This window comes from Microbacterium sp. STRO-2N (assembly GCF_057747775.1).
Genome location: NZ_CM173223.1, coordinates 284473 through 296598, shown reverse-complemented (window position 1 = coordinate 296598; position 12126 = coordinate 284473). Strand labels below are relative to the sequence as shown.

Genomic DNA, 12126 nt, shown 5'->3' with positions numbered 1-12126 from the left:
TACCCACATACACTAAGTGTGCGCGGTGGCGCACTGAGGGGGCCGATGCCGGAGCAACGTAAGCGCAGGCTTCCGAGAAACACGCTGACTCGCTCACTGATTGTCGCAACGGCGCTCGACCTGCTGGATCGGGATGAATCAGCCGGTCTTACGTTCACTCAACTCGGCGCCGCACTCGGGGCTACTCCGCCGGCGGTGTTCAGACACTTCCGAAATCGCGAAGAACTTCTTCTGGCCATCACGGAGGAACTCATTCGTGAGGCCTTTGAAGGATTCAAGCCCTCTGGCGACTGGCTCGCCACTCTCCGCGATATCGCCGAGAGAACGTGGAGCATGGGTGACGCCCATCCCGCCGCTACCGCTCTCACGATGATCTCGCACACCGGCGGCGGCAACGAACTGGCGGTCGTCGACGCGATACTCGGAGCTGTGCTGCGTGGCGGCTGGTCCGGCCATGAAGCGGTGCTGGAGTACCGTGCGTTCGCGGATTTCATCCTCGCCGTCACGACCGCTCACGCTGGCCGGAACGTCGCAGAGCGCGTGGAGGGCCGAATGCCCATGTGGATCCAGGAGTATGAAGGCGCCACCCCGGAGAACTTCCCCTCCGCGGCGGCATTGCAGGATGAGCTCCGCAAGGTCGATCTGCGGGAGGTGCTTGAGCATCAGTTGGACGTCTACCTCGCCGCGATGCAAAGCCGCTCCCCGGGCGGGACATCGTAGGCTGCCTGACATCGCCGACGAGAGCCTTGACTGCTGGCGCTGATGACCTGCGCCGCCTCTTGATCAATCTGATCGGTTCGAGAATCTTAGCGTCCAGTCCTCAAGGTCTAGGAACACCGCGAAGTCGATGAAGTGCAGCTTCTGGTATCCGTCCCTGGTCAATGTCAGGACACCCGCTTCGCGCAAAACTCTCAGGTGGCGGGATGCGCAGAACCGGGACACTCCGGTCGCGCTTGCCAACTGCGTAATCGACAGGCCGGGGGGCGCCGCGTCAATGAGGACATCCAGGAGCGCTCGCCGTTCCGCGTCCGCGATGGCACGGACGAGCGCGTCAAGACGCTCGTCCGTGTCGCCTGGGGCCACTGTTGCCAGCTCTGCATCGCTTGATTTATCTCGGCTAGGCATATCGTCACGCATTGCGGGCGCCACTTGCATCGTCGGGCGCTGTCGGCCTCCGCTCAGCCGCGCGCTCGAAGCGACGGGCCGTTCTCGATCGACCTTGCGGTGGCCGGTTTCACTGTCGCGATCATCGACGTTTCATCCACCAGTTCCATTCGGGTTCGCCCCCGGCCACGGACGAAGACCGCGTAGTACGCGACTACGGCGAGGATCCAGATGGCACCAACGATGAGGGCTGGTCTCGTTTCCGGCACGATTCCGATCATCACGATGACGAAGCCGATCACGCCCATTGCGATGTAGTTGGCCGTCGGCCACAACGGCACGGGGAATTCGCTCGGGAGGAGCTCGTCCTTCACGATCTCGCGCTTCATGCGGGCGTGCGAAATGAGGATCATCAACCACACCACAACGACTGCGAAGGTCGCAAGCGCGGCGATGAGGAAGAAGATTTGGTCGTGGAACCATACGTTCAGGAGCACGCCGACCAGCAACGAGCATGTCATCGCAACGACCGTCATGAACGGCACACCTGAGCGCGTCGACTTCAGAAACGTGCGAGGGGCCTGCCCCTGCTCTGCCAGACCATGCAGCATGCGAGCTGCGCCGAAGAAGTCAGCATTGATCGCTGACAGTGCTGCGGTGATGACCACAACGTTCAGGATGTGCGCGGCGCCCTCAAGTCCCAGGTTCTGGAAGATCGACACGAATGGGCTGGTTTCACCATCGATGGTGTCCCACGGCTGGATTGACATGATCACGGTCAGCGCGAGCACGTAAAAGAGCAGGATGCGGACGGGAACGGTGTTGACCGCCCGAGGAAGCACCTTCTTGGGATTCTGAGCTTCTCCGGCGGTGATCCCAATGATCTCCGTACCGCCGAACGCGAACATGACGATGGTGAGTGAAAGAAGGACGCCCCACACTCCATTGGGCATGAACCCACCGTGATCGACAAGGTTCTGCAGCCCAGCCGCGTTGTCGTGCTGATTGCCGAGGCCGAACAGGATGATCGCAATGCCGCCGACGATCATCGCGATGATCGCCAACACCTTGATGAGGGCGAACCAGAACTCGAGCTCGCCGAAGACCTTCACACTAAGAAGGTTGGCCGCGGTGATGAAGAAGACCACCGCGAGGATCCATACCCAGCGTTCGACGTCGGGGAACCAGAAGCCCATGTAAATGCTGAACGCTGTGACGTCGGCGAGGGCGACAACGAACATCTCGAACGTGAATGTCCACCCGGTAAGGAATCCGGCGAAGGGGCTCACGTAACGCGACGCATACTGCCCGAAGGATCCAGCGACCGGATGGCGGACCGCCATCTCCCCCAGCGACCGCATGACCACGAAGACCACTGCGCCGCCGAGCATGTAGGCGAGTAGCACGGCTGGTCCGGCGGCTTGGATCGCCCCGGCGGAACCATAGAAGAGGCCCGTGCCGATTGCGGATCCAAGGGCGATCATCTGGATATGCCGGGCGCTGAGGCCACGGCGAAGACCGGATGCGTGGGTGTTCATTTCTGGTCATTCTCCTTTGAATGGGCGGCTGCGAGGTGACGGCGTCGGCAGTGGTGCGTGCGGGTGGTCGAACCGTCGCTCACCGGATCGCTCTGCGCTGGATGCAGTTCTTGCCAGTGACTGAGGGGATGAGCTAGAGGTTGATAGCCCGCAGACGCGGGAGGTCGGACCAGACCGATGCTGCGTAGCTCGGATCGAACATCGCGTGGTAACCGCCTGTGTGCCAGAACAGCACCGGTCCGTCGACTGCGCCGTTTCGGGCCATGTCGATGATGGCGGCCACTGCTTTGGCGGTGTATACGGGGTCGACCACGATGCCTTCAAGGCGTGCCATGAGGTCAATTGCCTCGCTTACCCCTGAGGCTGGCTTACCGTAGCCCTCCCCGAGGTACTTCTCAGTGATTTCGAGGTCCGATCCCGTGATGCGCAGCGAGGGCGCGATGAGATCGGCGGCTTCGTTGGCGAGCCGCAGGTAGTTGCCCGGGACATCGTCGTACACCTCGCCCGCTACCACGACGCCGACGATTCGCGCGGAGCTCCCGCGGATCGCACGGCCAAGCGCGAGTCCTGCATGCGTGCTTCCGGCGGAACTCGCGTGGACGATCGTACGGAGGGTGGCGCCTTGCGCTTCCATTTGCCGTTCAGCCTCAGCGAAGGCATAGGCGAAGCTTGCCGCGCCACGGCCCGTCGCCGAGCCAATGGGAAGACGGTACACGCGTTCGCCGCCGTCCTCGAGCTCCTGCACAACACGCGATGTGACCTCGGCGAGCTCAATCCAAGAGATGTCGCCGACGAGGCGGAGGTCGGCTCCGAAGAGCGCATCGAGCAGGAGGTTCCCGACCGGCTCTTTCGGCTCGTCGTGACAGAGAACTAGGGTGCATTTCATTCCCAGTGCTGCCGCAGCCGCGGCAGCGGCCCGGGTTGCGTTCGAGTGCCGCGAACCTTCGGTCACGATCTGCGTGGCGCCCATCGCCCGCGCCTGTGCGAGTTCAGCCTCGAGCTTGCGCACCTTGTTGCCCGCGAGCCCGACCGAACCGATGTCATCACGCTTGCACCAGATCTCCACTCCTAGCTCATCCGTGAGGCGAGGGAGGAACTGTACGGGTGAGGTGAACCCTCGAAGGTCGAGACGCGGGAGATCCGCTGGCTGAATCGCTGTACTCATGGCAGGGCACACTACGTTGTGCTCCGAATCTGCACAACTTCTATAGCCCAAGCTTGGCATCTGCCCATCTTGCAACCCATGAGCTCCGTGTACAGTCAGACACATGCACAGCCTGGACACCGTCGACGCGCGGATACTGCTTGCACGAGATGACCACCCCGACGCCACGCTCATCGAGATCAGCGGCCGGCTCGGTGTGTCACGCAATACGGTCTACGCACGCATGAAGAAACTGAGGGAGAACGGAGCACTCGGGCCGCCGAGCGGCACCCTGGCACCCGCAGCTGCGGAACGTCCGCTGCTCGCATTCGTTACGCTGGCTGTCGCTCAGCAAGAGATCGACGCGGTCTATTCTGCTATTCGTGCGATCCCTGAGGTTGTCGAGGCGCACACGACGACCGGCGACGCGGATGTCATGCTTCGCGTCGTCGCGCGCGACACAGTGGACCTACACCGAATCACACAGCGGATTCAGTTGGCGCCGGGAGTACAACGTAGCAGTACGTCCATTGCGACCACAGAAGTCATCCCGCATCGAATGGGTCCAATTCTGCGCGAGCTGGCAAGTGCCGAGCGACGATGACGACTGCTGACATTCCACGTGGGGCCATCAAACGGCGACAACCGGGCCGCGCACGGATCCCTAACCGGCTCGGCTTTGCATACGCGATCTGCGCACAACACCGATATGCACCCCTCAGCACCTCACCGCACGACAACACGAGCGCGCTCCTCGACATTGCAGGGAACTCCGCAGAGCGAAGACGACCTTCCACCCGATCGCGGCGACTTCTTTAGAACGAACGGCCTGAGTCCGGGTACCGGCCGGCGCCTCCCCTGTCGCGAAGATCACAGGAGAGGCGCCCGGTCATATTGCTCTAGAACACTCCGTTGGTGTGCGGGAGCTCTGCTGGGATCGGCGCAATGACATCCCAGTGCTCGACGATCTTGCCGTCCTGGACGCGCCAAAGGTCGTTATAGATCACCGGCACGCCGAAGTCGCCCTCGGCACGCGTGAAGACGAAGTTGCCCTCGGCCACGATCTGGTGCAGGTTCTTGTATGCGAGCAGCTTGCCGTCCGCACCCCACGCGGCAGCCGCCGCGCCGAAGCCCTCGAGGCCATCTGCAGCCTCAGGGTTGTGCTGGGCGTAAGACTCGGTCGAGATGTAGTCGGTCAGCACGCTGTAGTCGGCGCCAATGAGCACCTTCTCGGCGAACTCGGCTACGAGCGCCTTGTTTGCGGCGGTCTTGTCGAGGTCATCGATCTCGTCCTCGCCGTCTGTCTGGGTGCGGCCGCTCACAGTGTCGGTGACTACGGGCACGAGCGAGTCCCAATGTTCGACGACGCGATCGCCCTCGGCGCGGAAGACGTCGAACGCCACGAGCGGAGCCGGACCGAAGCCGGCGTAGATGCCGTGGAGCACAACAAGGTCACCCTCGGCGATCGTGCGGACGAGCTCGTAGCCGAAGTCGGGCGGAAGGTTGCCTTGGAGTGCGCGCAAGCCGTCGAGGCCGTCGGCCGCGAGGGTCGAGTGCTGGATGTACGCCGGGCCGAAGTAGTTGTCGACCGCGTTGGCGTTCTTCTCGAGGAACAGTGCCGTTGCGGCGGTCAGGACGGCTTCTTTCGCGGACATGAGTCTCTCTCCTTCAGGTCGGGTGTACAGTCGGGCTAACTTACGATAGGAGAGTCACATTCCGTAGGGGAAGTAGGCACTTTCCGGTGCGTAACGAGGAGTTTGGTGTGTCGATGCCGAAGTGGGACCCATATGACCGCAACTGCCCCACGAGACGAGTGCTCGATCGCATCGGGGATCGGTGGACTGTCCTCGTCGTCGGCTCCCTGAGCGCCGGCCCGCTGCGTTACGGCGAACTGCGGGAGCGCATCGACGGTATCTCGCAGAAGATGCTGACCCAGACTCTGCGCGGACTCGAACGCGACGGTCTCGTCTCGCGCACCGTGACGGCACAGATCCCTCCGCGCGTGGACTACGAACTGACACAAGCCGGCCGCTCGCTGCAGGACCCGCTGCAGGCGCTCGAGACATGGGCGAAAGAGCACATGACCGACATCCTCAGGGCCAGGGACGACTACGACCGCCCTCAATAGCCGCGCGCGGGAGCCCGGGAAGTCTCCGCCGATCACGGTCGTCAAGTGGCGCCTGTTTCGACGCGAGGGTGCGCCGTTCGGCGAGAACGTTGCCCTCGCAACATTGGCCAGTTCCCGATTTTCACACCGAAGTGGAGGCCCGTAGGGCATGCGCCACGGGCCTCCACGGTAAGGGTGATTAGTCAGAAGGGATACCGAGCGATATCCGCCTGCACCGTGATCCACTGGGTCTCGGTAAACGCCTCGATGTTCGCCTCGTGGCCACCGAAGCGGGCACCCGTACCTGAAGCGCCCACGCCGCCGAACGGTGCAACTGCTTCGTCATCCACCGTCTGATCATTGATGTGCACGATGCCCGACGGAATGCGCTCGCTGAGCTCCAGCGCGCGGTATGCATCGTTCGACAGGATTCCCAATGAGAGTCCATAGTCTGAAGACGTCGCGATCTGGATGAGCTCATCGATGCTCGAGAATCGCGTCACAGGCGCCACGGGCCCGAAGATCTCTTCGGCGAATGCTCGATGATCAGGCGCCACATTGGCAAGAACCGTCGCATCGTAGAAGAGATCCCGGTGGGTACCGCCGGCAACGAGCACAGCCCCAGCAGCGACACTGTCCTGTACGATTCCGTCGACCTTGGCCAGCTGGTTGGCGTCGATGATCGGTCCAAGCGGCGCACCGTCTAGCGGGTTGCCGGAAGGGATGTTCTTCGCCTTCCCAGCCAGACGCTCCACGTACTCGTCGTACACGCGCTCATGCACAAGGTGACGCCCCGTGGTCATGCAGATCTGTCCCTGGTGCAAGAACGAACCCCAGGCACCAGCCGAAGCGGCCGCATTGACGTCCACATCATCAAGAACGACCAGCGCGTTATTGCCACCGAGTTCGAGGTGGGCGCGCTTTAGGAGGCGCCCAGCACGCTCGCCGACGACCCGCCCGGCCTGTGTTGAGCCCGTGAACGAAATGACCCGTATCGACGGCTCATCGACCAGGGCGCCGCCGACATCTGCGCCGCCAGGGAGGACGTGGAACAGCCCTTCGGGCAACCCTGCTTCTTCAAGGATCGCGGCGAAGAAGAGGCCTCCGGCGATGCTCGTGCGCGGATCCGGCTTGAGGAGGACGGCGTTGCCGAGAGCCAGCGCTGGGGCGACCGAGCGAGCAGTAAGAATGCCCGGGAAGTTGAAGGGAGAGATAACGCCGACGGTGCCGACGGGTCGGCGGCGTGCCATGCTCAGTCGTGGACGGCTGCTTCGCAGAAGTTGGCCGTAAGGCATTTGCGCGGTCGCTGCCGCGACGTAGAATTCGGACGCGACCAACCCAGCTTCGAAGGCTGCCTTCCCGCCTCCTGAGCCCGCCTCGCGCATCAGCCAGTCCTGCAGCGCGGAAGCCCGCTCAGTGAAGAGGTCCCCGGCGCGGCGCATGATCGCGGACTTCTCGTCCGCGGGCACCAGCTCCCAGGTGCGCTGAGCTTCGGCTGCGATCGCGGCGGCGGCACTCACATCTTTTACGGAGGCGACCCCGTAGCGTCCGATCTCGCCGCCCGTGGCCGGCTCGCGAATGGGGGCGGACTGCGCAGATCCGCGCCATCCTCCGCTGAACAACTTTCCGTCCCACGTGGACGGCTCGAAGAACGTCATCGTCTTCCCTTCTTTTCGAGGTCTTTGAGTCGAGGCATCATCGCTCGGCGATGCTGTCTTCAACTGCCGGGTCAACAACCGTCATCACACCAGTGGATAGATCGACGACCCGCCCCTTCCGCGACCGCGCGATACCGATGATGAGGCCGGTGAGCGCCGCGATGACCAGCAGCCAAGGCAGCAGAGTCGCGGGTCCCTCGGAAACTCCCGTGAGGAGAGGGAAGTTAACAACTGCGAGCACGATCGCGATAAGCAGACCCAGGCCGCCGAGCGCGGGAGCGATGAAGTTGGTCCACGCGTTAGTGCGGGACCCCGCGTTCCGCGCGAAGTAGCCGACGACTGCGGCCGCGCCGGCGGCTTGCAGGACCAGGACGCCGAGCGTGCCCACGCCGACGAGCCAGAGGTAGATGGTGGTGAACGGGTCTGCGTTCAGGACGACGAAGGTCAGCAGCACGAGTGCCGTGATGATCGACAGAGCGACGCTCGCAACGCTCGGGCTGTGGTAGCGATGATGCGTGTGCCCCAGCCGCTCGGAAAGGAACCGAGCCCGGCCGAGCGAGAAGAGGTATCGGCTGAGCGTGTTGTGGAACGCCAGGAGAACCGCGATGAGACTCGTGACAACGAGGATTCGCATGATAGTGGTCGACCACGCGCCGACGAACTCCGTGTTCGCCGCGAAGACGAACTCCACTGGATCCTCCATCGCCGCCGCCTGCACCTCGCCCGAGCCATATGCGAGGCCGAGTGCCCACATGGTCACGGTGTAGATCACGCCGATCACCAAAATCGACGCGTACGTCGCACGCGGAATCGTGACCTTGGGCCGTTTGGCTTCCTCGCCATAGATGACCGTGGCTTCGAAGCCAACGAAGCAAGCAAAGGCGAACAGCAGACCAACACCCATGCCCGGCGTGAATGAGTTCGCGGGGCTGAATGCGTCGAAGTTGATGCCGTCCGCCCCGCCAGTGGCGATCACCACGCTGTCGAAGATCACGAGGACCAGTACCTCGAGGATCATCAGTACTCCCAGCACGGAGGCGGAGATCTGGATGTCGAGGTAACCGAAGACTCCGACGAGCACGACGCCGGCGAAGGCGATCACCTGCCACGGAACGTCCCACCCGAAGAAGGCGGAGAACAGATCTGCCGCAAAAACCGCGAACTGACCGAAGAGACCGATCAGCATCCCCGCATAGGCGAGCACAGCCACGCCCGCCATCAGGTAGCCCGCGTATCGACCCATCCCCTTGCTCGCGAACGCGGCGAAGCCGCCCGCGCTCGTCGCGAATCGGCTCATGGCCGCGAAGCCGATCCCGAACAGAAGCAGGACGACGGCGGCAATCACGTACATGGCCGGTGCGCCGACGCCCGAGAAGATGAAGACGACTGGGCCGGCACCGAGCACGGCGGCCAACGGTGCTGCAGTCGCCACGACGAAGAAGACGATCGCTGGTACGCCGAGAGAGCCGCGCTTGAGTGTTGTCGCGTGATGCTCTCCGGTGTCGGGAGTTCGAGCAGCGGGGTGTGTCATGATCGGCTCTCTTCATCGAGGCGGCCTCGGCGGCCAGCACACTGGGCGCTCGGGCAAGCGCGTCGTACTATCGTCGGATCACCGGCAATTGGCGGCAATGCCAGAATCGCGATCGCTCGATCGCGTGCGGCGATGGACACTGTCCAGGAGGCGACGGATGGAGCTCAGACAGCTTCGATACTTCGCGCGCGTCGCCGAGACGCTGCACTTCGGTCGGGCCGCGGAGAAGGAATTCGTCACCCAGTCGGTCATCAGCGCTCAGATCGCATCGCTCGAAAAGGAGCTCGGATTCCGACTGTTCGATCGCACGAGCCACCGCGTAACCCTCACACCGGCAGGGGCGGCTTTCCTCACCGACGTCGAACAAACGCTGCGTTCACTCGGTCACGCGGTCAGCCAGGCCCGCAACGTCGCGATGGGGCCACACCGGCGCCTTCGGGTTGGCATTTTCGGTGAAGGCGCTGGCCCGTTGACTCACCTGATCCTGTCCGCTTTTCGGGCCCAGTCCCCGGGTGTCGACATCCAGTTCGTCGAGTTGTCCATGGTGAATCAGCTTGCTGCCGTGCGGGACGGCGATGTCGACGTTGCGCTGCTTAGGTTGCCGATCGCGGATGAGCGGCTTTATGTCTACCCGTTGTTTTCGGAGCCGCGTGTTGCCGCGGTGCCGGCGGAAGACGAACTGGCCGACGCTCCGGGGCTCTCCGTGGAGGACCTGTTGGACCGTCCGTTTGCCGTAGCCGCCGACGGCGCACCCGCCGAGTGGCGCTCGTACTGGTCCTTCGACGCGCAGCGAGGCGGAAGCGGCCGTATCGCTGGCGAGGTCCGCTCGGTGCAAGAGAGTTTGGCTGCAATTGCGTACCGCAGGGCAGTAGACACTTTCCCATCGACAGCGGCCGAGATGTTCTCCCACCCCGGTGTGCGATACGTGCCATTGACCGACGCGGAACCGACCAGCCTGGCGATAGTTTCTGCATCGTCTGCTGGTCGTGACGCCCTGGTCCAGCGATTCCGGGCTGTCGCAAGTGACGTGGTTACGGCGCACCTGTCCCTCGTGCCGGGTGCTGTGAGCCTCATTGAGGCCGAGGACTAGTCGGGCCAACCTGGCCCGCTTCGTGGTTTGCAATCGCGGTTGACGATCGCGCGATCGCCATTCCGTCGTTGACCCGTAGACGAGCCAAACGGACGATGGGACGACGTGCTTACCGGTTCGCGCTGCGCGCAACGGCTGCCGCAGCCTTCGCGCCGGGCGACCCATCGCAATGGAGAAATCATGCCCAACCTCACGCTTGAATCGAGCCTAGAACGATTCTCGGAGAAGTTCGCCGTCTCGATGAATCTCACGCGGGAAGGCAAGGCGCTCATCCCTGGCGGGTACAGCCGCAATTCTTTCAACTTCGGCCCGCACGCTGTGTTCGCCGAACGCGGTGAGGGGGCGTACATCCAGACTGTCGATGGGCACCGCCTTCTGGATCTCAACAACAACTTCACGGTGAACGTACTCGGTCACAATCACCCCGCCGTCACCACGGCGCTCATCGAGGCGATCCCTGCCGGCTTCTCGTTCGGAAATCCAAGCCCCGCCGAGGCCGACCTCGCGCGCATCCTCATCGATCGCATCCCATCCGTGGAGAAGATCCAGTTCTCCTGCTCTGCAACCGAGTCGTGCATGAGCGCGGTTCGCGTGGCACGCGCATACACGGGCAAGACGAAGGTTGCCAAGTTCGAGGGCGGCTACCACGGGTTCAGCGACCTCCTTCACATCTCTTCGCACCCGAACCCCGCGCTGAGCGGTCCGGACGACGCGCCACACCCGCTCCCCGACAGTGGGGGAATCCCCGCAGCTGACATCGAGAACGCGATCCTCCTGACACAAAACGACCTCGCCGGGTGTGAGCGCACGCTCCGCGCGCACGCCGGCGAGCTCGCCTGCGTAATCATGGAACTGCAGTCCGGCGCCGGCGGGCTCGTCGTCCTGGACCGGACGTTCGTTGAGGGCATCCGCAAACTCACGAAGGAGCTCGACATCGTCCTCATCTTCGATGAGACGATCAGCCTGCGGGCGAGCTACCACGGCCTGCAGGGGGTGTATGACGTGACCCCCGACCTCACCGTTATGGGCAAGATCATCGGCGGCGGCATGCCGCTGGGAGCCGTCGGCGGCTCGACCGAGGTGATGCAGGTCCTCGAAGACGGGCGTGTCACGATCTCGGGCACCCACCACGGGCACCGCCTCGCGCTCGTCGCAGGCGCCGCGTGCATGGAAGCGCTCAACGCAGCAGCTTTCGAGCGCCTCAACGGTTACGCCGCTCGCATCATGACCGAGCTCAATGAGTGGGCCGGCGCGCGCAACAGCCCCTTCACCGTCTACGGCGGCGGATTCTCGCACATGGCGTACGGGTACATGAACAAGCCCGGCCTGTCGATCCGGACCCATAGGGACTACTGGCGGAACCTCGACGGCGAAATGACGCAGGTCATTTCTCTGGAACTGGCGAGCCGCGGATTCTTTCCGGTGCATCGCGGCGAGTTCTCACTATCACTGCCGATGACGGACGCCGACATTACGTCTTATATCGAGGCGCTGAAGTCGATCATCGAAGAACTCGAGAGCTGAGTCTGCGGACGTTCTCATGACGGCCCGGGATGCTCCCTACGGCACGCTCGCGAGACTCGGCCGAGGGGCCCACGACCCTGCGCGGTGCTTCACGTCGCGTCGAGCCCGCGGTCAACACGGACCGAAACGGGGTCTCGCTCGCGATGTCTGGGCGTTCGCGAACGAGCGGGTTGCATGATGACCGCGGGAAGTCCACCGAATCCGCCAGGGGTCACCCACTCAGTGGCGCCGAACGCAAACCGCGTCCCTTTGGGACCAAGTCGATAGCCGACGAACCCTCGACCCCGATGGCAGTTCATGGACCACATCCCTGCCGTGGCCGAGAGCGAAGTGTCGTCGCGCGACGTTCTCGCCCGGAGCTGCGGGTCATGGCCGCCGTCCGTCACCACGGAGTCGAGTCCTCTGGCAGCGTTAGCTGGTGGAGGTCAGA

Annotated in this window: 11 protein-coding genes; 5 read left to right on the top strand and 6 right to left on the bottom strand. The window is 63.5% G+C overall.

The features are described from left to right. Positions 1-45 precede the first annotated feature (45 nt). Positions 46-720, top strand: a complete 675-nt coding sequence (locus tag AC3ANN_RS01215; protein ID WP_488339192.1) for a TetR/AcrR family transcriptional regulator — start codon at positions 46-48, stop codon at positions 718-720. Between the two features lie 63 nt (positions 721-783). Here the strand turns inward: AC3ANN_RS01215 and AC3ANN_RS01210 are convergent, their stop codons facing one another. The 3 genes from AC3ANN_RS01210 to AC3ANN_RS01200 form a co-directional block, all read right to left on the bottom strand. Then, positions 784-1125, bottom strand: coding sequence for an ArsR/SmtB family transcription factor (locus AC3ANN_RS01210; protein ID WP_488340887.1), 342 nt, complete (start codon positions 1123-1125; stop codon positions 784-786). Positions 1126-1178: 53 nt separating this feature from the next. Beyond that, a complete protein-coding gene (locus tag AC3ANN_RS01205; protein ID WP_488339191.1) occupies positions 1179-2642 on the bottom strand; it encodes an amino acid permease in 1464 nt (487 codons plus the stop codon). Positions 2643-2775: 133 nt separating this feature from the next. After that, on the bottom strand, positions 2776-3807 hold the full coding sequence (locus tag AC3ANN_RS01200) for a 1-aminocyclopropane-1-carboxylate deaminase/D-cysteine desulfhydrase (protein ID WP_488339190.1): 1032 nt from the start codon (positions 3805-3807) through the stop codon (positions 2776-2778). A 103-nt stretch (positions 3808-3910) separates the two neighbouring features. Here AC3ANN_RS01200 and AC3ANN_RS01195 point away from each other — a divergent pair, with 103 nt between their 5' ends. Continuing rightward, on the top strand, positions 3911-4390 hold the full coding sequence (locus tag AC3ANN_RS01195; RefSeq protein WP_488339189.1) for an Lrp/AsnC family transcriptional regulator: 480 nt from the start codon (positions 3911-3913) through the stop codon (positions 4388-4390). 295 nt (positions 4391-4685) lie between these two features. Here AC3ANN_RS01195 and AC3ANN_RS01190 read toward each other — a convergent pair whose 3' ends face one another. Beyond that, positions 4686-5441 (bottom strand): nuclear transport factor 2 family protein, encoded by a 756-nt coding sequence (locus AC3ANN_RS01190; RefSeq protein ID WP_488339188.1) that lies wholly within the window; start codon positions 5439-5441, stop codon positions 4686-4688. Between the two features lie 113 nt (positions 5442-5554). Here AC3ANN_RS01190 and AC3ANN_RS01185 point away from each other — a divergent pair, with 113 nt between their 5' ends. Beyond that, positions 5555-5914 carry a winged helix-turn-helix transcriptional regulator gene (locus AC3ANN_RS01185; RefSeq protein ID WP_488340886.1) on the top strand — a complete coding sequence of 120 codons (360 nt, stop codon included), beginning with the start codon at positions 5555-5557 and terminating at the stop codon, positions 5912-5914. A gap of 182 nt (positions 5915-6096) precedes the next feature. Here AC3ANN_RS01185 and AC3ANN_RS01180 read toward each other — a convergent pair whose 3' ends face one another. Next, the gene (locus tag AC3ANN_RS01180) at positions 6097-7551 is read right to left on the bottom strand and encodes an aldehyde dehydrogenase family protein (protein ID WP_488339187.1); all 1455 of its coding nucleotides are present in this window, start codon (positions 7549-7551) and stop codon (positions 6097-6099) included. 37 nt (positions 7552-7588) lie between these two features. Next, positions 7589-9082, bottom strand: a complete 1494-nt coding sequence (locus tag AC3ANN_RS01175; protein ID WP_488339186.1) for an APC family permease — start codon at positions 9080-9082, stop codon at positions 7589-7591. A 157-nt stretch (positions 9083-9239) separates the two neighbouring features. Here AC3ANN_RS01175 and AC3ANN_RS01170 point away from each other — a divergent pair, with 157 nt between their 5' ends. Both AC3ANN_RS01170 and AC3ANN_RS01165 read left to right on the top strand, forming a co-directional pair. Further along, entirely contained in the window at positions 9240-10172 is a 933-nt protein-coding gene (locus tag AC3ANN_RS01170) for a LysR family transcriptional regulator (protein ID WP_488339185.1), read from the top strand. 105 nt (positions 10173-10277) lie between these two features. Continuing rightward, positions 10278-11696 carry an aspartate aminotransferase family protein gene (locus tag AC3ANN_RS01165; RefSeq protein WP_488339184.1) on the top strand — a complete coding sequence of 473 codons (1419 nt, stop codon included), beginning with the start codon at positions 10278-10280 and terminating at the stop codon, positions 11694-11696. Positions 11697-12126: the final 430 nt, after the last annotated feature.